Annotated in this window: 23 protein-coding genes and 1 pseudogene; 9 read left to right on the top strand and 15 right to left on the bottom strand. The window is 67.3% G+C overall.

Going from position 1 to position 23564, the window contains the following annotated elements:
• The first annotated feature begins 267 nt into the window (after positions 1–267).
• A complete protein-coding gene (locus AC5RT8_RS11935; RefSeq protein ID WP_494095939.1) occupies positions 268–678 on the top strand; it encodes an ACT domain-containing protein in 411 nt (136 codons plus the stop codon).
• A 42-nt stretch (positions 679–720) separates the two neighbouring features.
• Here the strand turns inward: AC5RT8_RS11935 and AC5RT8_RS11930 are convergent, their stop codons facing one another.
• Complete coding sequence (locus tag AC5RT8_RS11930; RefSeq protein WP_494096405.1) at positions 721–1674, bottom strand: o-succinylbenzoate synthase; 954 nt, start codon at positions 1672–1674, stop codon at positions 721–723.
• A 154-nt stretch (positions 1675–1828) separates the two neighbouring features.
• Here AC5RT8_RS11930 and AC5RT8_RS11925 point away from each other — a divergent pair, with 154 nt between their 5' ends.
• Entirely contained in the window at positions 1829–2740 is a 912-nt protein-coding gene (locus AC5RT8_RS11925) for a phosphatase PAP2 family protein (protein ID WP_494095938.1), read from the top strand.
• Here AC5RT8_RS11925 and AC5RT8_RS11920 read toward each other — a convergent pair.
• The 5 genes from AC5RT8_RS11920 to pdhA all read right to left on the bottom strand — a co-directional run bounded on the left by AC5RT8_RS11920 (position 2737) and on the right by pdhA (position 8791).
• Positions 2737–3984, bottom strand: coding sequence for an MFS transporter (locus AC5RT8_RS11920; protein ID WP_494095937.1), 1248 nt, complete (start codon positions 3982–3984; stop codon positions 2737–2739). The genes AC5RT8_RS11925 and AC5RT8_RS11920 overlap by 4 nt on opposite strands.
• Positions 3985–4025: 41 nt before the next feature.
• Positions 4026–4883 carry an MBL fold metallo-hydrolase gene (locus AC5RT8_RS11915; RefSeq protein ID WP_494095936.1) on the bottom strand — a complete coding sequence of 286 codons (858 nt, stop codon included), beginning with the start codon at positions 4881–4883 and terminating at the stop codon, positions 4026–4028.
• Between the two features lie 61 nt (positions 4884–4944).
• Positions 4945–6435: a dihydrolipoamide acetyltransferase family protein gene (locus AC5RT8_RS11910; RefSeq protein WP_494095935.1), complete on the bottom strand. Its 1491-nt coding sequence runs from the start codon at positions 6433–6435 to the stop codon at positions 4945–4947.
• On the bottom strand, positions 6432–7523 hold the full coding sequence (locus AC5RT8_RS11905; protein WP_494096404.1) for an alpha-ketoacid dehydrogenase subunit beta: 1092 nt from the start codon (positions 7521–7523) through the stop codon (positions 6432–6434). Before AC5RT8_RS11905 ends, AC5RT8_RS11910 begins: the two co-directional genes overlap by 4 nt.
• A 68-nt stretch (positions 7524–7591) precedes the next feature.
• Positions 7592–8791 carry a pyruvate dehydrogenase (acetyl-transferring) E1 component subunit alpha gene (gene pdhA, locus AC5RT8_RS11900; protein ID WP_494095934.1) on the bottom strand — a complete coding sequence of 400 codons (1200 nt, stop codon included), beginning with the start codon at positions 8789–8791 and terminating at the stop codon, positions 7592–7594.
• Positions 8792–8975: 184 nt separating this feature from the next.
• Here pdhA and AC5RT8_RS11895 point away from each other — a divergent pair, with 184 nt between their 5' ends.
• Complete coding sequence (locus tag AC5RT8_RS11895; protein WP_494095933.1) at positions 8976–9428, top strand: Lrp/AsnC family transcriptional regulator; 453 nt, start codon at positions 8976–8978, stop codon at positions 9426–9428.
• Between the two features lie 94 nt (positions 9429–9522).
• Here the strand turns inward: AC5RT8_RS11895 and AC5RT8_RS11890 are convergent, their stop codons facing one another.
• From AC5RT8_RS11890 to paaA, 7 genes are all read right to left on the bottom strand, one after another.
• Positions 9523–9708, bottom strand: a complete 186-nt coding sequence (locus AC5RT8_RS11890) for a DUF6480 family protein (RefSeq protein WP_494096403.1) — start codon at positions 9706–9708, stop codon at positions 9523–9525.
• Between the two features lie 223 nt (positions 9709–9931).
• The gene (locus tag AC5RT8_RS11885; RefSeq protein WP_494095932.1) at positions 9932–10699 is read right to left on the bottom strand and encodes an enoyl-CoA hydratase/isomerase family protein; all 768 of its coding nucleotides are present in this window, start codon (positions 10697–10699) and stop codon (positions 9932–9934) included.
• Between the two features lie 9 nt (positions 10700–10708).
• The gene (paaE, locus tag AC5RT8_RS11880) at positions 10709–11842 is read right to left on the bottom strand and encodes a 1,2-phenylacetyl-CoA epoxidase subunit PaaE (RefSeq protein WP_494095931.1); all 1134 of its coding nucleotides are present in this window, start codon (positions 11840–11842) and stop codon (positions 10709–10711) included.
• Between the two features lie 4 nt (positions 11843–11846).
• Complete coding sequence (gene paaD / locus AC5RT8_RS11875; protein ID WP_494095930.1) at positions 11847–12350, bottom strand: 1,2-phenylacetyl-CoA epoxidase subunit PaaD; 504 nt, start codon at positions 12348–12350, stop codon at positions 11847–11849.
• A 5-nt stretch (positions 12351–12355) separates the two neighbouring features.
• Positions 12356–13174 (bottom strand): 1,2-phenylacetyl-CoA epoxidase subunit PaaC, encoded by an 819-nt coding sequence (paaC, locus tag AC5RT8_RS11870; protein ID WP_494095929.1) that lies wholly within the window; start codon positions 13172–13174, stop codon positions 12356–12358.
• Positions 13171–13557, bottom strand: a complete 387-nt coding sequence (paaB, locus tag AC5RT8_RS11865) for a 1,2-phenylacetyl-CoA epoxidase subunit PaaB (protein ID WP_494096402.1) — start codon at positions 13555–13557, stop codon at positions 13171–13173. Before paaB ends, paaC begins: the two co-directional genes overlap by 4 nt.
• Before the next feature lie 89 nt (positions 13558–13646).
• Positions 13647–14624, bottom strand: a complete 978-nt coding sequence (gene paaA / locus AC5RT8_RS11860) for a 1,2-phenylacetyl-CoA epoxidase subunit PaaA (RefSeq protein ID WP_494095928.1) — start codon at positions 14622–14624, stop codon at positions 13647–13649.
• 140 nt (positions 14625–14764) lie between these two features.
• On the opposite strand from paaA, the gene AC5RT8_RS11855 reads away from it, so the two are divergent.
• Both AC5RT8_RS11855 and AC5RT8_RS11850 read left to right on the top strand, forming a co-directional pair.
• Positions 14765–15379, top strand: a complete 615-nt coding sequence (locus tag AC5RT8_RS11855; protein WP_494095927.1) for a hypothetical protein — start codon at positions 14765–14767, stop codon at positions 15377–15379.
• Positions 15380–15453: 74 nt separating this feature from the next.
• Complete coding sequence (locus AC5RT8_RS11850) at positions 15454–17631, top strand: S9 family peptidase (RefSeq protein ID WP_494095926.1); 2178 nt, start codon at positions 15454–15456, stop codon at positions 17629–17631.
• A gap of 389 nt (positions 17632–18020) precedes the next feature.
• Here AC5RT8_RS11850 and AC5RT8_RS11845 read toward each other — a convergent pair.
• Positions 18021–18701: pseudogene (locus AC5RT8_RS11845) on the bottom strand (VTT domain-containing protein); the annotation flags it as partial.
• 134 nt (positions 18702–18835) lie between these two features.
• Between AC5RT8_RS11845 and AC5RT8_RS11840 the strand changes: the two are divergent.
• From AC5RT8_RS11840 to AC5RT8_RS11830, 3 genes are read left to right on the top strand one after another with little or no spacing between them, the layout of a single operon-like run.
• Positions 18836–19330 (top strand): hotdog fold thioesterase, encoded by a 495-nt coding sequence (locus AC5RT8_RS11840; protein WP_494095925.1) that lies wholly within the window; start codon positions 18836–18838, stop codon positions 19328–19330.
• Positions 19327–20679, top strand: a complete 1353-nt coding sequence (gene paaK / locus AC5RT8_RS11835) for a phenylacetate--CoA ligase PaaK (RefSeq protein ID WP_494095924.1) — start codon at positions 19327–19329, stop codon at positions 20677–20679. The genes AC5RT8_RS11840 and paaK overlap by 4 nt, the downstream gene beginning before the upstream one ends.
• Positions 20680–20708: 29 nt before the next feature.
• On the top strand, positions 20709–21350 hold the full coding sequence (locus AC5RT8_RS11830) for a TetR/AcrR family transcriptional regulator (RefSeq protein WP_494095923.1): 642 nt from the start codon (positions 20709–20711) through the stop codon (positions 21348–21350).
• A 42-nt stretch (positions 21351–21392) separates the two neighbouring features.
• Here AC5RT8_RS11830 and AC5RT8_RS11825 read toward each other — a convergent pair whose 3' ends face one another.
• Positions 21393–22700: an MFS transporter gene (locus tag AC5RT8_RS11825; RefSeq protein WP_494095922.1), complete on the bottom strand. Its 1308-nt coding sequence runs from the start codon at positions 22698–22700 to the stop codon at positions 21393–21395.
• A gap of 206 nt (positions 22701–22906) precedes the next feature.
• Here AC5RT8_RS11825 and AC5RT8_RS11820 point away from each other — a divergent pair, with 206 nt between their 5' ends.
• On the top strand, positions 22907–23557 hold the full coding sequence (locus AC5RT8_RS11820; protein ID WP_494095921.1) for a CGNR zinc finger domain-containing protein: 651 nt from the start codon (positions 22907–22909) through the stop codon (positions 23555–23557).
• Positions 23558–23564: the final 7 nt, after the last annotated feature.

The following is a 23564-nucleotide window of genomic DNA, read 5'->3' as shown; positions in this document are numbered from 1 at the left end:
GGCTGCCGGTTACTGGCCCGGGGCTGCCGGCGGATGGGTCGGGGACGTGCGAAGATCCGGTCACCCTTCCATCCTAGGTACGATCTTCGGCTCCACGGTGCAGCCTTCGCTGCCGACCACCCGTGAATGGCCGGGACGGACACGTCGGCTCCGCCGGCGGCGCGCCGCGGGCGGTGGGCAGGCGCCGCCGCTGCCATGATGAGGGGGTGCGATCAGCGCGGCCCGGACTCCCGGTGCCTTCCGCACAAGGCAAATCAAGGATTCTCCATGCCCCTTCCTGCCCCTGCTCCTTCGGTGGAGCTGCACACCCTCGCCGGCGATTTTGTGATTGCCCGGCTTTCCCCGGCGGCGCAGGCGCCCGCCTCGCTTTTGTCGTCGGCGCCACAGGACGGATTTGTCTCCGTCACCCGCACTCCGCAGGAGCTCTCGATCGTCTGTCCCGCGGCGCTGGCACCGGAAGGCGCTCAAATTGACGGCACCTGGGCGGCCCTTTATGTCTCCGGTCCGATTCCCTTCGGAATGACCGGGGTGGTGGCCTCGCTGGTCGCACCGCTGTCGGCCGCCGGCTGCCCGGTGTTCGTGGTCTCGACCTTTGACGGCGACATCCTCCTGGTTCCCTCACCGCACTACGATCAGGCCCGCGTTCTGCTGCACGGGGCAGGCCACGTGCTCCGTTAGGCAGGGCGACGCCGGGGCCGGTTATTCCGACGCCAGGGCCCGTTATTCCTTTATCCGTCCTTGCCTGCGCTCCGCCAGCAGACCGTACACACGCTGCAGCCGGTCCAGCCACCATTGCTGCGTTTGGGCATCTGCCCGGAACCGGTCTACAAGGGATTCGGATACCTCCACCTCGCGGACAGGCAATGCGCCTGCTTCGGGTTCGAGCGGTGCGTCCGTGACGTCGCCGTCCATCAGGGAGATGGTGCCCAGCCCGCAGGCATAAGGAAGCTCGGGCAGCGCCGCAGCCAGCGCAACGCCGGTGCGGATACCCACCGACGTGTCTATCGCCGAGCTGACCACGGCCGGCAGCCCCGCCTGCTGCACAATCTCCACGGCACGACGCACACCGCCCAGCGGAGCGGCCTTAATGATGATCAGGTCTGCTGCGTCTTCCCGGGCAACCCGCAGCGGATCGGTTTCCTTGCGCACGCTCTCATCCGCGGCAATCAAGACCGGGACTCCGCGCCGGCGCAGTTCCGTCCGGACAGCCCGCAGGCCGGCAATGTCCGGCACCGGCTGCTCGGCGTACTGCAGTCCGGCTTCGGCCAGGCGGGTGAGCGTGGCGACGGCGGTGGGCACGTCCCAGCCGCCGTTTGCATCCACGCGGATAGCAGCGCCGGGCAGCAGCCGGCGCACCTCGGCCACCCGGGCAAGATCGTCTTCCGGTGACTGTCCGGCTTCAGCCACCTTTACCTTGACGGTGGTCACCGCCCCGAACCGGGCAAGTACGCGTTCGACCTCGGGCACATCGATGGCCGGGACGGTGCCATTGACCGGTATGGAGGTGCGGAGCGGTTCCGGGTAGCCCTGCTCTGCGGCTTCGAGCGCGGACGCAAGCCAGGGCACTGATTCGACATCGTCATATTCCCGGAAAGGCGCGAACTCGCCCCAGCCGGACGAGCCGCGCAGCAGCAGTGCCTCACGGTGCATGATCCCGCGGAACCTCACCCGCATGGGAATGGACACCACGCGTGCGTCGGACAACAGGGCGGGCAGGTCTGGGATCTTCCGGTTCGGCACCCTGCCAGCCTACGCTTTGGCATCCCCTGCCCTCCTCCGGTTGCACGCGAACAGGTAACCATCACGATGATGTGGCAGGCTGGATGCGATGGATACTCGCAACTTGCTGGCACAGCGCGCCCGTACCCAACGGTCGGCTGCGCATAATCCGGCTCTCTTCCTTTTCGCCGCCCTCGTGTGTGCTGCAGGCGTTGCCGCAACCTACTGGTTTTTCGTCCGCACCACCACTGGCCAGCTCGCGGATGAGTCCGCATTCAAGGAAGCCGAGCTGATCGCTCCGGGCACTGAACGGCCCGTCATCGCCTTCCTCGATGAGCTGCCGCTGATTTCGGTGTTTATTGCCGTCATCGTGGTGGTCTTTGTAACCATCCTTCGCCGCAGGATTTCGCCTGCGGTTATTGCCCTGGGCACCTTTGCGGCCGCTAATATCAGCAGCCAGCTGCTGAAGCGGACCGTGCTGGACCGGCCCGACCGCGGGGTGGTGACGCTGGATTTCAATTCCCTTCCGTCCGGCCACACCACGCTGGCCGCTTCCGCAGCTGCCGCGGTCTTCCTGCTCGCTTCCCCGCGGTGGCGGCCCCTTGCTGCGCTTTTCGGAGGCAGCTATGCCGTACTCGCCGGTGCTGCCACGTTCCTGAACCTCTGGCACCGGCCGGCCGACGTCGTCGCCTCGCTTTTGGTGGTGGCGGCCTGGACGCTTATCGGCGGACTGGTGATGATGCGGACCAACCCGGAATGGAACTGCTGGCCTGCCAAGGGAGCTGCGCAGGGGTCCGCGAAGGCCGTTGCCGTCCTCTGTGCCGTGCCCGGGGTGCTGGCCACGGCAGCGAGCCTGGGCCTGTATTTCTATGCCCGCTGGGATCCGGCCGTTGCCGCCACGACATCAATGCCGCTGTATTTCTGGGCCGGCCTGAGCCTGATTGTGGGCGTGGGGTACCTGGTCAGCGCCCTTGCCTGCTGGCTCTTTAACCAGCAGGCCGGAGACCCTGCCCGGCGCTAGCGGGTCTTTGGGCTCGGACTGCCGTCCGTGACGGTAACGGAACCGCCGGCAGCTTTCCGTCCGGGAACCCAGATCCAGAGCACGACAGCGCCCAGCAGTCCCAGAACAGCGGTTGCCCCGATTCCTGCGGATAGGGACACCAGTGCCGTGATGCCGGAAAGGATGCCGGGGCCGCCCATGGTTCCGATGTCCGCCAGCAGCCGCCAGATGCCCAGAAACTGGGGGCGTCCGGGCGAGGGTGAGAAGTCCGCTCCGAGGGTCATGACAATACCGGAGCCGATGCCGTTGCCGAAGCCGATCAGCAGGGCAGCCAGCAGCAATCCGGTCGCTTCCGAGGCCAGCGGCAGCAGTCCGAGACCGAGCCCCATGATCAGCATGCAGGGCACGGCCACCGAGCGCCGACCCCAGGTATCCATCGCCTTGCCTGCGGGGTAGAAGATCAGCATGTCGATGGCGCCGGAGAGTCCGTAGATGAGGGCCGTGGTCGTCGGGTCCAGGCCAATGTGCTGGCCCCAGAGCGGAATCACCGCCTGGCGTGTGGCACGGACGGCGGCTATCAGCAGCACTCCGATGCCGACGGTCCGGAACACCTTGGCATGGCTGCCCAGGACGGACCGTACGGTGGGTGCGGGGCCGGCGTCGGCCCCGGAAACCGTGGTTCCGCTCCCGCCGCCGCCGGGACGCAGGTCCGGTACCTGGAGGCTGAGGATTCCGGCGCCGACGGCGGCCGCGGCACCCACCCAGTACGCGCCCTGTGTGCCGAAAAAATGGATGGCACCGGCAGCGGCGAAGGGGCCGATGAAGACGCCGATCCGGTTCACCCCGCCGAGCGTGGACAGGGCACGGGCCCGGAAGTGCACCGGAACGGCTTCCGTCAGGTAGCTCTGCCGGGCCAGGCCGAACACCGATCCGGCCATGCCGACCATGAAGACCGCCGCCGCGAACACCGCCAGCACCGGGATGGCGGCGGCGAGGACCATTGCCAGCGCGCACCAGGCCGACGCGGCAACCAGCGCCCATTTCTCCCCGAAGCGCGTGGTCACAATGGTGGCCGGGACATTGGTCAACAGCGAACCGACGCCGGTCAGGGTGATGACCAGGGCTGCCAAGGCAACGGTGGCGCCCAGATCACGGGCGCTGAGCGCTATCACCGGCAGGATCGCCCCGGTGGCCAACCCGTAGAGCAGGGTGGGCCCGTAGGCCGGGATGGCTATTTTCCGAAGGCTGAAATCGTCCGCTGGCACGGCCCCAGACTACCGCTGGAGCGGCACCCCTCCGGGGCGCGCTACTTCTGGAGCCACTTCCACCGGGCAAGGGTGCGCAGGCGGGTGAGCAGCGCGCGGGACTGGTCCGGGCCGTACGGCAGGATGGGGATGGCCTTCGTCATGTCCAGCGAGGCCTGGTCCATGGCACTGCGGGTGACGGCAACGGCGGTGCGCATCTTGTTCATCTGGGTAGTGACGAAATCCACCGTGACGGGCTTGCCGTGGCCCGGAACAAACACCGTGTACAGGTCCTCGAGTGCCGCGATCTTCCCCAGGGTGCGGATCCAGTCCTTGGGGAAGGCGTCCTCGAAGGCGGGGTCGGCCCCCTGCTCCACGAGGTCTCCGGTGAACAGGACCTCGCCGGCCCCCACCAGCAGGTCGTGGTCCGTGTGCCCGCGTCCAAGGTGGAAGAGGGTCACGGAAATGCCGCCCAGGTCGAGGTCCACCGGTGCGTCCTCCACCAGCTTCGTGGGCTCGGCAAGTTCGGTGTTCCCGCCCATGGCCACAGCCATCTCGGGCTCCGCGTCGGCGGCCTGCGGACGGTGGCTGTTGCCGTTTTCGCGGATGCTGGCGGCGCACCCGGCGGTTGCCCAGATATCTTCCACGCCGTTGGCCAGCATCAGGGCGTTGCCGAAGTAGTGGTCAAAGTGGGCGTGCGTGTTCACCGCTGTCAGCGGCAGGTCCGTCAGCGTCCGGACGGCGTCGTAAATGTCCCGGGCCATGGCCGGGCCCGCACCGGTGTCGATAAGCAGGGCCCGCTCGTCCCCGATCACCAGGCCGGTGTTGACGGCAAAGGCGGCATTGGTGCGCACCCAGATCCGGGGCGCCACCTCCTGCCATCCGTGCTGGGTGGCAACGTGCTGCGGTGTTTGTGTCATTTCAGCTTTCCTTCTCCCGGCCGGTTTCCAACCTATCGCGAGTGGGCGTGCGTGCCACGTGTTACAGGTCGGCCAGGACGCGGCCCGGGTTTTCGACGGCGTCGGCCACGTACCGCAGGAAGCCGCCGGCAGTTGCCCCGTCGCAGACGCGGTGATCGAACACCAGGGTCAGCTGCGTGAGCTTCCGGACCTCGAGCCGGCCGGAGACAACCCAGGGCTTCTCGATGATGCGGCCCACGCCCAGGATGGCCGACTCCGGATAGTTGATGATGGCTGCGCTGCCGTCCACCCCGTACACACCGTAGTTGTTCAGGGTAAAGGTGCCCGAGGAAAGCTCGGCAGGTGTTGCCCTGCCCGAGCGGGCAGCCGCGGTGAGGCGGCGGATTTCCATGTCCAGCCCGCGGGTGGTCAGGGTGTCCGCCCGTCGGACCGACGGCACCATCAGGCCCCGGTCCGATTGGACCGCTATGCCCAGGTTGACGCCGTCGAAGGCTTCGATCACGGCCTGCTGCTCTTCCATGTCCTCCCCCGCGGGCACATAACGGGTGTTCAGCTCGGGGAACCGGGACAGTCCGGCCAGGGTGAAGCGGGCCAGGAAAGCCAGCAGCGAGGGTACGTCCTGCCCCTGCTGCGCCAGATCGGCGCGGAGGTCCATCAGGGCGGTGGCATCAACGTCCACCCACACGGTGGCTTCCGGAATCTCGCTGCGGCTGCGGCTCAGGTTCGCGGCGATGGTCCGCAGGAGGCCGCGGACCGGGGTGCGCGAGGCAACGCCCAGCCCGGTGCGCGTGTCACGTCCGGTACCGGCCGCGCCTTCCGTCCGGGGAACCTGCCCGGCCGTCTCCCGGGCCGCAGGGGCCACCGGGACCGCCGGGGCCAGTGCCGCTTCGATATCGCGGCGCAGAATCAGTCCGTCCGCTCCGCTGCCGGCCACATCCGCCAGATTCAATCCGGCGTCCCGGGCCAGACGGCGGACCAGGGGGGAAATGCACCGCGGAGCCTCGGTTCGGACAGCTCCTGCACCGGACGGTCCCGCTGCCGGAGCCGTAGGTACACCCTTCGGCCTCCTCGGAACACGGGTGCGCCGGGGCGACTGGCCGTTAGCAGGCGTTCCGTAGCCGATGAGGACGTTCCCCGACCCGGCCTTCTCTTCCTCGCGGTACACCTCCCCCGCCATGTCCCCCGTCGCCGCAGCGGCACCTGCTGCAGCAGCCGCTTCCGCAGGTCCCACAGCCGCTGCCGGTGCCATCGCTTCACCGTTTTCCGGGATTGCCATACCGCCGGTAGGCCCGGCACCCGCCGTTGCATCGGCCGCGGTCTCCACCGAGATCAGCGGGCGCCCGACATCGACGCTCTCACCTGCCCGGCCGTGCAGCTGCGCCACGCGGCCGGCAAACGGGGACGGGACCTCCACCAGCGATTTGGCCGTTTCCACTTCCACCACCGCCTGGTCCACCGCCACGATGTCCCCCACTGCCACCAGCCAGGTGACGAGTTCGGCCTCCGTCAGGCCTTCACCGAGGTCCGGCAGCAGGAAGGTACGCACACTCATCGCTGACCCTCCGGGGTGCCGGCCGCCGCGCCGTCGCCGTCGTCCGGTTCGTCCCACTGCAGCTCATCCACCGCGTCCAGGATGCGGTCCACCCCGGGGAGGAACCAGTGCTCCAGTTTCGGTGCCGGATACGGTACGTCGAATCCGGTCACCCGCAGCACCGGTGCAGCGAGGGAATGGAAGCAGCGTTCGGAGATGCGGGCCGCGACCTCCGAGGCCACGGAGGCGAAACCCGGTGCTTCGGAAATGACCACGGCACGCCCGGTACGCCGGACGGAGGCGTCCACGGTGGCGTCGTCGTACGGGACGATCGAACGGAGGTCGATCACTTCCAGGGACCGGCCCTCGGCCTCGGCGGCTGCCGCTGCAGCCAGCGCCGTGGACACGGACGGACCGTAGGCCACCAGGGTGGCATCCGTTCCGGGACGTGCCACCGCAGCAGTGCCGATGCCGCCGGCCGGCAGGCCGGTGCGCAAGGCGTCATCGGAGGCACGGCGCAGTGCGGCCAGATCCACCGTTTCCTTGCTCCAGTAGAGCTTCTTTGGTTCCAGGAACACCACGGGATCATTCAGCCGGATCGCAGCGCGCAGCAGCGTATAGGCATCCGCTACGGTGGCCGGTGCGACGACGGTCAGGCCGGGAGTGTGCGCGTAGTAGGCCTCCGAGGAATCACAGTGGTGTTCCACCCCGCCGATCCCGCCGGCGTACGGAATGCGGACCACCAGGGGCAGCTTCACCTTTCCACGGGTCCGGTTCGACATCTTCGCCACGTGGCTGACCACCTGCTCGAAGGCCGGGTAGGCAAAGGCGTCAAACTGCATTTCCACGACCGGGCGCAGCCCGTTCATTGCCATGCCCACCGCCATGCCCATGATCCCGGATTCGGCCAGCGGAGTATCGAAGCAGCGGTCGGTTCCGAACCGGGCAGTAAGCCCGTCAGTGATCCGGAAAACTCCGCCGAGCGGGCCCACGTCCTCCCCGAACACCACGACCGTCGGATCGGCGGCCATTTCGTCTGCGAGCGCGGCGTTGAGCGCGCTGGCAAACGTCAGGGTGGCCGGCCCGGAGTCCGTCCCGGCCTTCGGCATCTCCCGCGCCTGGGGCGGCGTGCCGGTGGTGGTTGCTGCCATGGTCCTGCCTTTCGGATCGGGAGGGGTCACCGTGATGCGCCGGGGGCGCCGGGGCTGCCAGCAGTGCCGGCGGGGCTGCGGACACCTGCGGCGGGTTCCGCCGCGTCCCGTTCCAGTTCCCCGCGCAGCAGTTCGGCCTGCTCGCGCAGCTGCGTGGTGCGCGCGGTGTAGACATGCTCGAACAGGGCCATCGGATCGGGATCGACGTCGGTGTTCAGTCCGTTCCGCATGACGGCGGCGAGTGTTTCGGCTTCCGCTGCCAGCTCCTCCTCCCGGGCAGCGTCCAGCAGCCCGCGGCCGCGCAGGTAGGAACGGGTCCGGGCCAGCGGATCCCTGGGCAGCCAGTCCTGCACTTCTTCCACCGAACGGTACCGGGTGGCATCGTCCGCATTGGTATGGGCCTGTATGCGGTAGGTGTGCGCTTCCACCAGGGCGGGGCCGCCGCCTTCCCGTGCCCGCTGCACCGCCGCACCGAGGACGGAGAGGAGGGCGGCGACGTCGTTGCCGTCCACCCGCTCCCCCGGCATGCCGTATCCAACGGCTTTGTGGGCAAGCGACGGGGCCACTGACTGGTTTTTCAACGGCACGGAAATGGCGTACTCGTTGTTCTGGATGAAGAACACCACGGGCACATGGAACACCGCGGCGAAGTTCAGCGCTTCGTGGAAATCGCCCTCGCTGGTGGCGCCGTCCCCGCACAGGGCCAGTACCACCGTGTCCTCCCCCTTGAGCTTCGCGGCATGCGCAACGCCGACGGCGTGCAGCAGCTGGGTGGCCAGGGGCGTGGCCTGCGGTGCCACCCGGTGTTCGTACGGGTCGTATCCGCTGTGCCAGTCTCCGCGAAGCAATGTCAGCACCTGCAGCGGGTCCACTCCGCGGGACACGACGGCAACACTGTCCCGGTACGTGGGGAACAGCCAGTCCTGCCCTTCCAGCACGGCAGCTGCGGCGACCTGGCAGGCTTCCTGCCCGTGCGATGAGGGGTAGACGGCAAGGCGTCCCTGTCGTACCAGGGCGTTGGCCTGGTCGTTGATCCGGCGGCCCGCCACCAGGCGTGCGTAGGCATCCAGCAGCAGCCCGTCGGTGGGAAACGGGTACCGGGAATCCGTGTGGGCGGTACCGTCCCGATCGATCAGCTGGACGGGGACGTCCGAGGGCAGGAGGGCATCCGCACCGCTCCCGGCGGCGCGGGCAGCCGGTTCGGTCCTGCCGGTAGAGATGGTCATTGCGAGCCTCCGTCCGCCGTACGCACGCATCTTCGCGCGCAGCACTTCTGTCTTGCCAGTATGCTTTCGGCGGCTCTTTCGGAACCAGCATTTGCGCAAATCTTGGACGCCAAGGGCCTGCGGGAGTAATCTGGTGGACACCTTGCAGATGTGACGCAGATTACTTGGGGAGAGCGTGGACATTATGACGACAACGCAGGTGCAGGCACTGGATGATATTGACCGGAAGATCCTGGCCGTCCTGCGGTCCGACGGCAGGGCTTCGTTTACCGCCGTCGCGCAGGCAGTCCATATCTCTCGGGCGCATGCCTACTCACGGATTGCCAGACTCACGGAGTCCGGCGTCCTCAGCCGGTTTACCGCGCTGGTGGATCCGGAGAAGGCCGGACTGGGTTCCTCGGCGTATGTGACGCTGAAGGTCCGCCAGCATGCCTGGCGGGAGCTGAAGGACCGGCTCAGCGAGGTGCCGGAAATCCACCACATTGCCCTGGTGGGCGGTTCGTTCGACGTTATTGTGCTGGTCCGGGCAGAGGACAACGTCCATCTGCGCAGGGTTATTTTCGATCAGCTGCAGTCCATGCCGGGCGTCTTGGATACGCAGACATTCCTGGTTTTCGAAGAACGGGATACGCGCTAAACGCGCAGCAGCCGGAAAACGTAAAGCAGGGCCTGCTGATGCAGGCCCTGCTTCTATGTTTCCGGACGGTCAACCGTCCGGGACGGTTCGGGGGTCAGTTTTCGTCGTGGCCCTGGTCGGAGCTCATCTGGTCCTCCGCCGGGGGCGTCTCTCCCGGGGGAACGCCGCCGCCGGGTTCTAGGCCGGTGATGTTGCCCTCTGCCGGATCAGGATTGGGGCTTCCGGCCTTCACTTCACTGTGCTCGTGATTGCCGGTGCCCTCCTGCGTTCCCGCACCCATCTGCGCATCCTTGGGCTTATCCGGGTTCGCCGGGTCATTGTTCGGGTTATAGCTGTCGGCCATGTACGCCCTCCTCGGTGTCTCAGGTTTCCTCACTCCGGCAGGTTTCCCCGCGCCGGCAAGCAGCTGTTGTAAGCATACTTACGAGTTACCTCCAACGTAGTCCGGTGTCCGGCGCATCACAAGCCGGCCCGGAATTACCTCCACTGCCTGCAGCAGTACCTCACCCGGAGAAAACGGGCCTGCGCTTGGCCAGGAAGGCGGCAAAGCCCTCCTTGTAGTCAGGAGTTCCGCTGAGCATGTCCTGCACAGTGTTCTCCGCCTCCAGCGCTTCCCAAAAGCCCAGCCGCCGGTCCCGGATCTGTCCCACGAGTTCCCGGGACGCGGCGAAAGCCCGGGTCGGTCCGGACGCTACGCGCGCCGCAGTGTCCCGCGTACGCTCCAGCAGTTCCGCGGGCTCCATGGCGCGGCTGAACAGGCCCGCGGCCACCGCCTCCGTTCCGCTCATCAGGTCGGCAGTGTAAATCAGGTCCAGGGTGCGGTGCGGTCCCAGCCGTTCGGTGAACAGCCAGTGCGCGCCCGAATCCAGCGCCGCCCCGAGGTTCGCGAACGGCGAGCCGATCTTCGCGTCCGCTGCCACATACACGACGTCGGTGGCCACCAGCAGCCCGAGTCCCACTCCCAGGCACGCGCCCTGCGCCGCCGCGAAGGTCGGGGCGGGAAAGGCGGACATCTTCCGCAGCAGCGGCTGCAGGTCATCCATGAGGTATCCGCGGGCGTCGTCATGTTCCGGTGTGACGGTGGAAAGGTCCCGCCCGGCACAGAAGCTCCGGCCCTCCCCGCGCAGCAGCAGGGCCCGGACCCCGGCGGCTGCGGCGTCGTCGTACGCCTGTCCCAGCTCCGCCAGTGCGGGGCCGTCCAGGGCATTGAGTTTCCGCGGGGCGTTCAGGACCACTTCGGCCACGCCGTCGGAGATGTCCAAATCAATCAACGGGTGCTCCTAGGCGTCGTAATCAACGGTGACTTTGGCACTGGTGGGCCGGCTCTGGCAGGTCAGGACATAGCCGCGCTCCAGCTCCTCCGGTTCCAGCGCGTAATTCTCCTCCATGTCCACCGTCCCGGAGACCAGCTTCGCCCGGCAGGTTCCGCAGACTCCACCGGCGCACGCGAACGGCACGTCCGGCCGTACACGGAGGGCTGCATTGAGGATGGATTCCCGGGCGTGCACCGGGCTGGCGACTTTGCCCTGTAGTCCGTCCAGCCGGAAGGTGATGTCGATGTTGTCGCCCGAGCTGTCCGGGAGGACCGGACGGCCGGCGGCGCCTTCCGGGCGGTCGGGACGCCCCGTGGTGAAGAGTTCGAAACGCACCCGGGCCGGATCGACGCCGCGTTCGGCAAGGGCGTCGCGGCAGAGCTGGACCAGATCGAACGGTCCGCAGAGAAACCATTCGTCGACCGCTGCGGCCGGCAGCACCGAGTCAATCAGGGTGGTGACCTTGCCGGCGTCGAGCCGTCCGCTGAGCAGCGGCGAGATCCGCTGTTCGCGGGAGAGGACGTGGTGCAGGGCGAACCGGGACGGATAGCGGTCCTTCAGATCCGCCAGCTCCTCAAGGAACATCACGTCCATGGCTGCCTTGTTGGCGTAGACCAGGTCGAAACGGGTGGTATCGGAAGAAGCCAGCACGGTGCGGGCAATGGCAATCACCGGAGTGATGCCCGATCCCGCGGCTACCGCGGCGAACACCTGCCCGTGCGCCGGTTCCAGCCCGGAGCCGCCCGGGGCGTGCCGGGAGATGAAGCTGCCGGCCGGGCTCATCACGTCGAGCGTATCGCCGGCTTTCAAGTGCTCGTTCACCCAGGAGGAAAACAGTCCGCCCAGGTCCCGTTTCACGGCCACCCTCAGTTCGCCGGGCAACGGCACCGCACAGATGGAATAGCTGCGCCTCAGTTCCGTGCCGTCCAGCACCGTGCGCAGGGCAACGTACTGTCCCGGCAGGTAGGAGTAGGCGTCCACGAGCTCGGACGGAACGGCGAAGGTGACCTCCACGGCGTCGTCGGTCAACCGGCGCACCGCGGCAACGGTCAGGGAGTGGAAGGCGCCGCGTCGGGCCGGCGCATCGGGAAGGGCGGTCATGGCTTCACAGCACCTTGAAGTAGTCGAACGGTTCCCGGCAGTCGCCGCACACCCAGAGCGCCTTGCAGGACGTGGATCCGAAGCGGGTCAGCTCACGGGTGTTCAGGGAGGAACACTGGGGGCATTTCACGCTCAGGCCCACCCGTACAGGACCTGCTGCGGCCCGGCCCGACGGCGGCGCGATGCCGTAGGCATCCAGCTTCGCCTTCCCGGCACTGGTCATCCAATCAGTGGTCCACGCAGGAGCCAGCTCGAGGGAAACCTCAACGCCCGCATAACCGGCGGCACCCAATGCTGCCGTCACGTCCTGCCGGATGGCATCCATTGCCGGGCATCCCGAGTATGTGGGAGTGATGGCCACCTGGACACCGGTATCGGTGACTTCCACCCGCCGCAGCACACCGAGGTCCTCGATGGTCAGCACGGGGATCTCCGGATCGCACACAGTGGCGGCGACATCCCATGCCGCTGCAGCTGCAGGATCCGCTGGACGGTGTGCTGTTTCCATCACGCTCACCACGCGGCACCGGGATGTTCGCGGGCCAGGACCTGCATTTCGGCCAGCAGGTAGCCGAGGTGCTCGCTGTGTTGTCCCCGCCGTCCGCCGCCGCGTGCGGGAGGAACAGCGGGCACCTCCAGCCCGGCCTTCCCCAGCACCGCCGTGACGCCGTGGTCAAAGGCGGGCTTCAGGGACGAGGGGAGGACTGCCCGGCCACCGAGCGAAACCACCAGCTCGTCGTCATTGAACAGTTCGGCCACATAGGGCCAGGTCACCTCGAGCGCCCGGATCATGCGGCGGCGGGACTCGTCCGTGCCCAACCCGAGCCGGAGCACCCACTGGGCGCTGTGGTCGCGGTGGTAATCCACTTCCTTGACAGCCTTCGCCGCGATCGCGGCAAGGGTGGGATCAGCGGTGTGCTGCAGGGCGTTGTACAGCTCGAACTGGTAGAACGAGACGGCCAGCTGCCGTGCGATGGTCCTGGCGAAGTCGCCGTTGGGCTGTTCCACCAGATGCACAGAACGGAATTCGGTCTCGTTCCGCCAATACGCCAGGTCATCCTCGGTCCGCCCGTCGGCGCTGCCCGCGTAGCTCAGGAAGGAGCGGGCATGCCCGATGAGGTCCAGGGCGATGTTCCCCAGCGCCACGTCCTCCTCCAGTTCCGGAGCACGGGAAATCCACCAGCCGAGCCGCTGGGCCAGGATCAGCGCATCATCGCCGAGGCGCAGGGCATAAGCCGCCACGTCCGGTTCGGCACGGTTTCCGGCGGCGGCAATGTCCTCCGGACGCAGGGCGTTGCCGGGGGTAATGCGGGTGGCGCTGTCCGAACTCACAGGTGCTTCACCCCTTCCGACTTGGTGTAGTAGGTGGCGTGCCGGTAGTCCTTGCCCTGCGGGGATTCGAAGAACTGCCCCTTGGCATCAGGATCGCTGGTGATAATGGCCGACGCCGGCACCACCCAGAGCGACACGCCTTCGTTGCGCCGGGTGTAAAGATCACGCGCGTTACGCACGGCCATGTCCGCGTCCGGAGCGTGCAGTGATCCCGCATGTACGTGGGAGAGGCCGCGGGAGGAACGGACGAACACTTCCCACAGTGGCCAGGCCGCAGCGGGAACGGGGGCCGCCGCCGTGTCAGCTGCCGCCGACACGGCTCCCGGTGCTTTTGCGGCGGCAGGTTCGGCCGCGGCGGCAGGTTCGGCCGCGGCGGCAGGCATTGCGGCGTCGTGATCCGTTGCCGCCGTATCCGTGCCCGGGGCCACCGGTGTCGAGCCGTCGTCGCCCGTTGTCGATCCGCCGCTCATGGCTATGCCGCCCCCGCTTCGGAGAGGGCACGTTCAGGGGTGTCCTGCGAGGCGGCCTGCCGGGCGGCGTAGGCCGCTGCGGCCTCGCGCACCCAGGCGCCGTCTTCGTGTGCTTCCCGTCGCCGGGCCAGGCGCTGGGAGTTGCAGGGCCCGCGGCCGGCCAGGACTTCGGAGAATTCATTCCAGTCCAGCGGCCCGTGTTCCCAGCGGCCTGTCTCCTCGTTGTAGCGGATCTCGGCATCGGGAAGAGTCAGGCCAAGGACCTTCACCTGTTCCACGATCATGCCGACAAAGCGCGAACGCAGTTCGTCATTGGAGAAGCGCTTGATATTCCAGGCCATGGACTGGCTGGAGTTCGGTGAATCCTCATCCGGCGGCCCGAACATCATCAGCGACGGCGCATACCAGCGGTTAACCGCGTCCTGGGCCATCTCCCGCTGTGCCTCGGTGCCGCGGGCAAGTTCCAGGAGGATTTCGAAGCCCTGCCGCTGGTGGAAGGATTCCTCCTTGCAGATCCGCACCATGGCCCGCCCGTAGGGACCGTAGGAGGCACGGCAGAGCGGAACCTGGTTGCAGATCGCGGCTCCGTCCACGAGCCAGCCAATGGCACCCATATCCGCCCAGGTGAGCGTGGGGTAGTTGAAGATGCTCGAGTACCGGGCCTTGCCGGCGATGAGGTCGGCGGTCATCCGGTCCCGCGGAGTACCCAGCGTCTCAGCGGCGGAGTAGAGGTACAGTCCGTGGCCGGCCTCGTCCTGGACCTTGGCCATGAGGATGGCCTTGCGCTTCAGGGAGGGTGCACGGGTAATCCAGTTTGCCTCGGGCTGCATGCCGATGATTTCCGAGTGCGCATGCTGGGAGATCTGCCGGACGAGGGTCCTGCGGTATCCCTCCGGCATCCAGTCGCGCGGCTCCACCCGGGCATCCGCGGCTATCAGCGCGTCAAAGCGCTCCTGCCCGTTTCCGGTTTCTCCAGTCATCGGTTCCCTGCCCCATCGCTGCGTGTCGAGCCGTCTGAATATTTACCGACCGTTCGTTCAGGATATGAAGCCCCGAAGTGCCCGTCAAGGGTTCGGTATGGAAAACTGGTGCACGAAAGCAGAGGCGTGAAAGGACGGTCGTGGCTATCCCCGGACCCGACATTGACAGCCATACCTCGCCCGCCGGCCCCGGCCCGGGCAGCAGCGGCTTCCGGACGGCACAGGCCCGGACCACACAGGCGGGGACCGGGCAGGCAAAACGTCCCCCGCTGGCCGCCGTCATCGTGCCGACGCTCCTGGGCCTGCTGGGCTTCTTTGCCGTGGCGGCTGCCGTGACTGCCGACGCCGCAACGGTCGGTGTCACCGCCCCCGGGCTGGTCCTGGCCCTTATTGCCCTGGTGGCGGCCGGCGTGAGCCCGCTCTACGCGGTTAACCCCTCGTGGGCGTCCCTGCGGCGCCCCGCCTACCTGTTGGCCCTGTGCCTGCTCATGGAAGCGGCACTGTTCCTGTTTGCTCCCCCGCTGATTCTGTTCTCCCTGCCCGCGCTGCCGCTGGCCCTGGGCGGAGGGGCGCTCCTGCTGGCCACCAGCCTGTGGGGGCAGTTCCGCAAAGGGCCGGCCCCGGAGCCCGTGCTCCTCCCCCGCCGGGAGGCCCGGGCCCGTTCCTTTACCTCCACCCTGCTGGTGGTGGTGCTGAACTGGGCGCTCTTCCTCGCCGCCGGAGCGTGCTGCGCCTGGCTGCTGCTCGGGGAGTAGCCGGCCGGCTAAGCCGCGAGCATAACGGCCGCGAGGTCCTTCGACGGCGCCGTCCGGATGGATATATTCGAAGCATGACTACTCCTCAGCCCCCGGTTGCCAAGAAGGTCCCCACCGAACGAACCCGCCACGGCGACACGTTCATTGACAACTATGAGTGGCTCCGGGAGAAGGAAAACCCGGAGGTGGTGGAACACCTCAAAGCGGAGAATGCCTACGCCGCCGCCATGACCGCGGACCAGGAAGAACTCCGCGCCCAGATCTTCAACGAGATCAAGAACCGCACCGAGGAAACGGACCTTTCCGTCCCCGCCCGCAAGAAGGGCTGGTGGTATTACACCCGCACCGAGGAAGGCAAGCAGTACGCCATCCACTGCCGTACCGCCGCGCAGGACACCGGGAACCTCGACGCCGACTGGACGCCGCCCGCCGTCGTCCCCGGCGTTGCCGTTCCGGGCGAGCAGATCCTTGTGGATGGCAACGCAGAGGCCGAAGGCAAACCGTTCTTCTCGCTTGGCGGACTGGCCGTGACCGAAGACGGCAACCTGCTGGCCTACTCGGAGGACAACGCGGGAGACGAACGGTTCACCCTCCGGATCAAGGACCTGCGCACCGGAGACCTGCTTCCGGATGTCATTTCCAACGTCTTTTACTCCCTGGCCTTCTCCCCCGACGGCCGCCGCGTTTTCTACACCGTGGTGGACGACTCCTGGCGCCCCTACCAGGTCAAGGCGCACACGCTCGGCACTCCCGTGGAGGACGACGTCGTGCTCTACCAGGAGGATGACATTGCCATGTGGACCGGCTTCGACCTCTCCGCCGACCGCCGGCAGCTGCTCATCGGCATCAGCAGCTCCGAATACAGCGAGTACCGGGTCCTGGACCTCGACGATCCCACGGACTCGGTCCGCACCCTCATTCCGCGCAGCGAACGGATCCTCTACGAAGCCGAGCCGCTGACCCTGGACGGTACCCGCCACTATCTCCTGACGCACAACCGCAACGCACTGAATTCGATGCTCTCGCTCGTCGCCGAGGAGGAATTCGCCAAGCCGCTCGAGGACCAGCACTGGCAGACGGTCATCGCCCATGACGACACCGTGCGTGTCAACGGTGCTGCCGTCACCCGCTCCCACGTCGTTGTCTCGGTCCGCAAGGACACCACCGAGCGGGTGCAGATCCTTCCCGTGGAAGGACTCGGCACCGCGGCCCAGGCAGCACCCGTGGAACCGGGCTTCGACGAAGAGCTGTACACGGCCAACCTGGCCAACGCCGAGTACGATTCCCCGATCATCCGGCTCAGCTACACGTCCTTCCTCACGCCGCCGCGGGTTTACGACTATGTCCTGGCCACCGGGGAGCTGGAGCTGCGGAAGGAAACCCCGGTGAAGGGCGGCTACCGGTCCGAGGATTACGCGGCGTCACGGGAATGGGCGACGGCGGCGGACGGCACCCTCATTCCGCTTTCGGTGATCCGCCGGGCCGATCTGCAGAAGGACGGCAGCAACCCCGCCCTGGTCTATGCCTACGGCAGCTATGAAATGAGCATGGACCCGGGCTTCAATGTGGCCCGCCTGTCCCTGCTGGACCGCGGCGTGGTGTACGTGGTGGCGCACATCCGAGGCGGCGGCGAGATGGGCCGAGCCTGGTACGACGACGGCAAGAAGCTGAACAAGAAGAACACCTTCACCGACTTCGTGGATGCCACGGACTGGGTCGCTGCCTCCGGATGGGCGGATCCGGACCGGATCGCTGCCATGGGCGGCTCGGCCGGCGGCCTGCTGATGGGCGCCGTCGCGAACCTGGCTCCGGAGAAATACCGGGCCATCGTGGCGCAGGTGCCCTTCGTGGATGCCCTGACGACGATCCTGGATCCGGACCTGCCGCTCTCGGCGCTGGAGTGGGAGGAGTGGGGCAACCCCATCACCGACCCCGAGGTCTACCGGTACATGAAGGAATACAGCCCGTACGAAAACATCCGCGCCGTGGACTACCCGCAGATTGCCGCGGTTACCAGTTTCAACGACACCCGCGTGCTGTACGTGGAGCCGGCCAAGTGGGTGGCGCAGCTGCGGGAAACCACTACCGGCAGCGAGCCGATCGTGCTCAAGATCGAGATGGACGGCGGCCACGGCGGAGCGTCCGGACGATACGAGGCCTGGAAGGACCGGGCTTGGGATTACGCGTTCATCCTGTCCGCCCTCGGCGCGCGGGAACTGCTTCCGGCCGCCAGCCGGGCGGACGCCGCCTAGGCGCATCAAGCCAGCAGGTCCGGCCCCTTTCGGGTCCGGACCTGCTGGTTTTAACGGGTGGTTGCCTGGCGGAATCCGCCGGGCGGGAATGACTACTCGGCCGCGCCTTCGGCATTCGGCTTCGGCGTGACGAGACGGTGCCCGTCCGCGGGAGCAGTGCGGCGGCCCTCTTCGGAATCGGTCGAGCGGCCCTCTTCCGGAGCGGTGGAGCGTCCACTCTCCGCCGCTGCGGTGGAGCGGCGGAGATCGTCGCCGGCGTCGGCAGCGCGTCCGGCGCCGGAGCTGCGGACGGGTCCGGCCTCGGCCGCGGGGGCAGCTGCTTCAGCAGTGCCGTCCGCAGATGAGTCCTCGTCGTCGGCATCGTCTTTGGCCACGGCCTTGTGGGACTGGCGCAGGACCTCAATGACAATCGGGATCACGGAGAGCACCACCACGGCCACGAAGATCAGGTCGAGGTTTTCCCGGACGAAGGGCACACGGTCACCGAGTACGTAACCCAGCAGCGTCACCCCCACACCCCAGAGGAACGCTCCCACCGCGTTGAACGAAACAAACGCCTTGTAGTTCATCTCGGCAACGCCTGCCACCACGGGGGTGAAGGTCCGGACCACGGGCACGAACCGTGCCAGGATGACGGCTTTACCGCCGTGGCGGTCGAAGAAGACCTGTGCGCGCCTGACGTTCTCCCGTTTGAAGAGCCTGCTGTCGGGCCGGTTAAAGACCGCGGGGCCTGCTTTCCGCCCTATGTAATAGCCGGTCTGGTCACCCACAAACGCGGAGATGAAGACCAGGACCCCGAGCAGCCAGATATTGATGTCAATGGTTCCCGTGGCCACGAGGAGACCGGCGGTGAACAGCAGGGAATCCCCCGGCAGGAAGAAGCCGATGAGGAGTCCGGTTTCGGCAAAGACAATGCCGCAGACCATCAGGACAACCCAGGGGCCAAGGGCCGGATCGGCAAGGAATACCTGGGGATCCAGCCACTGGGGCAAAAGGGAGGATGTTGGGGGGCGGACAGGACCTAAGACGGCTGTGGCCGCGGAGAGAGTCACCTCACTAGGGTACGCCATCGCTTCCGGCGGCCCCCGGCTGTTCCGCAAGTCCGACCCCCGCCGACGGAGCGCGAAGCACACCTGCCGCGATCCTTGACAGCGACCGGGTGGCAGGGATTACCTAATGAACATTCGGTAAAGAAAGAGGTCCCATGGCTGACGCAGCTTCCTCCCCTGGCGCATCCCGCACCCATCCCCTGCTGGTCGGGGACGCCGCCTCGGCCTGGCTGGGAATCGATGTCCTGGACATCGGCTCCGGCACGGCACGCATCTCGATGCTGCTCCGCCCGGAGATGGTCAACGGTTTCGGCATCGGCCACGGCGGAATGGTCTTCGCCTTTGCCGACACCGCCTTCGCCCTGGCCTGCAACCCGGAAGGCGGCGGTCCGGCCCGGGAGCGGGATTTCATCACCGTGGCCGCCGGAGCCGACGTCACGTTCCTGGCTCCCGCCATGGCCGGTGACCTGCTGACCGCTTCCGCCGAGCACCGCGCCGGCAACGGCCGCAGCGGGGTGTACGACATCGAGGTGCGCTCCGAGCGTCCCGACGGCACCGCCGCCGTCGTCGCCCTCTTCCGGGGACGTTCACGCACCATCCCCAATCCCGCCCGGAAGCCCGTTCCGGTCCCGACCGAAAGCCGAGCATGAAAGCCACTTCCGCTCCGATCAAGTCCGCCGCCGCCGATCCCTCCGCCTTGGACCGGGAAGAACGCATGAGCAGGGACGAGCTGGAGGCCCTCCAACTGACTCGCCTGAAGCAGACGCTCGCCTACGCGTATGAACGGGTGCCGCTGTACCGGACCAAGTTCGACGACGCCGGCGTGCACCCCTCGGACCTGCGGGACCTGGGCGACCTGCGGCTGTTCCCGTACACCACGAAGGAAGACCTGCGTTCCACCTATCCCTTCGGGATGTTCGCGGTGCCCCAGCACCAGGTGGCCCGCATCCATGCCTCCTCCGGAACCACCGGGCGGCCCACGGTGGTCGGCTACACCCCCGGCGACCTGGACCGCTGGGCCACGCTCGTGGCCCGTTCGCTGCGGGCCTCCGGCGTGCGTCCGGGGTACAAGGTGCACAATGCCTACGGTTACGGGCTCTTCACCGGCGGACTCGGAGCACATTTCGGTGCGGAAAAGCTCGGCTGCACGGTGATCCCGATGTCCGGCGGACAGACCGAACGGCAGGTCCAGCTCATCATGGACTTCGAGCCGGACACCATCCTCTGCACGCCCACCTACCTGCTGGCCATTGCAGACGCGATGAGCGCAGCCGGCATCGACCCGCGCTCCACCTCGCTGAAGAACGCCGTCCTCGGCGCCGAGCCGTGGACCGAGGAGATGCGGCACGAACTCGAAACCCTGATGGACCTGGATGCCTGCGATATTTACGGACTGTCCGAGGTGATGGGCCCGGGCGTGGCCGGCGAATGTGTCGAGAGCAAGGACGGCGCCCACGTCTGGGAGGACCATTTCCGGCCGGAAATCATCGACCCGTTTGATGACACCCGGGTGCTGGACGACGGCGAGCCGGGTGAGCTGGTCTTTACATCCCTCACCAAGCAGGCACTGCCGATCATCCGTTACCGTACACACGATCTCACCCGCCTGCTGCCCGGCACTGCCCGTCCCTCCATGCGCAGGATGGGCCGCATCACCGGGCGCAGCGATGACATGATCATTCTTCGCGGGGTCAACCTCTTCCCCACCCAGGTCGAGGAAATCGCGCTGCGCATTCCGGCACTGAGTCCGCATTTCCAGCTCGAAATCACCCGTCCGGAACGACTCGATGAGCTCACAGTGCGGATCGAGCGGCGTGAGGACGCCACGACGCCGGACTCCGCGGCTGCCGGGGCGGAACTGGCTGCGCAGATTAAGGTGCATATTGGCTCCTCCTGCGCTGTTGAAGTGGTGGACCCCGGGACACTGGCACGCTCCAGCGGCAAGCTGCGCCGGATCTATGACCTGCGGCGGGACACCACTGCTACGCCGGCGCGTTGAACCGCCCGTTGACGTGGGAAAATAGCGTCATGCCTGCTGCCTATTCCGGATCGCCCTCCTCCCCTGCCGCTGACGCCACCGGTCCGCGCAGGGGCCGGCCGGGGTATGACCAGCAGACGGTACTGAACGTAGCCGTGGACGTGTTCAACCGGCACGGTTATGAAGCCACGTCGATGGGCATCCTTGCCGAGAACCTGGGCATCACGAAGTCAGCGATTTACCACCATGTGACATCCAAGGGTGATTTACTCCGCCTGGCCCTGGACCACGCGCTGGACGGACTCGAGGCAGTGCTGGATGATCCGAGGGCCTCGTCCGGGGCCGCGGATGTTCGGCTGGAATTTGTCCTGCGCGGGACCATCGAAGTGCTGACCGAGAGGCTCCCGTTCGTGACACTGCTGCTGCGGCTGCGCGGAAACACGGAGATTGAGCGCAGCGCCCTGGCCCGCCGGCGGGAATTCGACCACCGGGTAGCCGCGCTCGTGGACGCGGCCCGAAGCGAGGGATCGGTACGCAGCGACATCGATCCGCGCACCACCACCCGCCTGCTGTTCGGCACCATCAACTCGATCGTGGAATGGTATCGGCCCGGCGGGCCCCTGCCGGCCCGGAAGCTTGCGGACAACATCATCACGATGGTCTTCGACGGGCTGCATACCCGCCGCCCTTGAGGGCAGCACCGCTTGCGGTGCGGCACCGTGCTGGCCGGAAAGTTAGGCAGCGGCCGCAGCAGGCACCGTACGCAGCCGCAGGAAGGCGGGGGTGAGCATCGGCACCGCGGAAATCATCAGGCCGATGGCGCCGATCAGGACTCCGGCGCGGACCCCCAGCGTTTCGCCGACGACGCCGGCAAGCAGGGCGCCCAGCGGGATGGACCCGTACATCACCTGGGTATAGGCTCCGGCGGACCGCGTGAGCTCGTTTCGTGGAATGAGTTGCTGGCGCATCGTCAGTGAATAGATATTGGCGTTGCCCTCGCCGATGCCGCGGAGCAGCATGACCACTGCAATAACCCCCGCGAGGGCCCAGCCGGTGACCGGCCAGACCGGCAGCAGGACCGGAACCGCACAGGAGAGCACCAGGGACACCGCGAAGGCCCGGCCCACCCCCGCTGCATCAGCCAGGCGGAGCGCCGTCAGGGTCCCGAGCAGTCCGCCGATGCCGGCAGCGGCCAGCGCCACGCCGTAGGCACCGACACCAACGTCCTGCAGCTGCACCGCCCAGAGAATCAGGTTCAGCATCAGGATCTGTTCTGCGGCGTTGTAGGTGGCGGCATGCACGGTCAAAGCCCGCAGGTGGCGGTCGCCGAACAGGATCCGCAACCCGGTGAGGAGCCCTGGCGGCTTTTTCCGGTCCGGGGCGGGTTGCGGGTCTTGATCTCCGGCGGGCCCTGATGTCCCTAGCCCCGGTGCCCTAGCAACGGAAGGCTGTTCCCGGGGACGGCTTGAAGCCACTCCCGCCGCGGACGCCAGGTGGCCGAGCACGGTCGCAATCACGGCGCCGGGTGCCCCCGCCGCCGAGACCAGGAGTCCGGCCAATCCCGGGCCGCTGATCTCCGTGACGGTCCGCGTGGCCTGAACGGCACGGTTGGCCGGGGCGAGGTCCCTCTCTGACACGAGTGCGGGTACATAGGCGAAGGCTGACAGCCCGAAGACCAGGGCGCAGCAGCCGCTCAGGAAAGTGACTGCGGCCAGCAGCGGAACGCTGAGCCATCCGCCTGCCCAAGCCAGGGGAATCTGTGCCAGGAGCACGCACTGGATCAGATCGGCCGCAACCATGGAGCGCCGCTGGTCCCTCCCCTGCAGCAGGTGCCCGGCCACCAGGGAGAACAACAGGTACGGCAGGGTGCCGGCTGCGGCGACGAGGCTGACCGCGGCAGGTCCGGCGTCCAGGGCAATGGCAGTAACCAGCGGAATGGCAATGGCCGTGACCTGGCTCCCTGCACTGGCTACGCTCTGCCCCAGCCAGTAGCGGCGGAAGCTGCGGTGGGAACGCAGCAGCAGCCAGCTCGGGTCCTTCATGCCGCGGCCCTCGGTTGCATCCGGCCCGCCGGCGTGACGGGCGATAATGAACGCATGCGCCGGATACGGAAACCTCCCCAGACGCGGAATTGTCCCGGGCCGCCAGGACGACGGGTCGTGCTCCATCGAGCTGTCGCGTACATAGAGGGGTCTCCCGTCGGCTTGCCCTTGTCTCCTGCTCCGGCACACGTTACCGGCAAATGGCTATGACCGGTAACACCCTAGACGGGCGCATCCCTTCGGACAGCGGATACCCGGAGCCCGGCGGACGCGCACCTGCCCCTGCTCCCCTGCGACTCCTCCAGGTATTCGTCAATACTGCCGACCGGGAAGCGGGGACGGAGGCCTTCGAAAACCCCGCCCACCTCGCGGGGTGGCTGGAAGGCTACGGGTTGGTCGAGAAGGGCACCCCGGCGACATCCGACGATCTTGCCCTGGCGCTCGACCTTCGCGAGGGACTGCGCTGCCTCTTCCTCACGCACCACGACTGCGGGCACAGCGAAGCCGCGGACGACGACGGCGGGCCAAGCCACGGCGCTCCGACACCCGACGTCGTTGCCGGCCTGCAGCGTCTCGACCGCGCCCTGGAACAGCTACCCGTCCGGGTGGCGGTCTCCGGCGGAGAGCCCCGCGTGGAACCGGCGTCATCAACTCCGGTCCGCGCCGCCCTTGCCAGCATCGGAGCGGTCCTGGTCCATTCCGATCCAGCACAGCTTCAGCGCCTGAAAGCCTGCCGGCGGGACGTATGCCAGTGGGTTTTCTACGACACCTCCCGCAACCGCGCCGGAACCTGGTGCGCCATGGAGGTCTGCGGCGCGCGGACGAAGATGCAGGCCTACCGGAAGCGGAACGCCTGAGCCTGCG

The organism is Arthrobacter sp. Ms25, from assembly GCF_059090365.1.
This window is presented reverse-complemented; position numbering and strand designations above follow the sequence as displayed.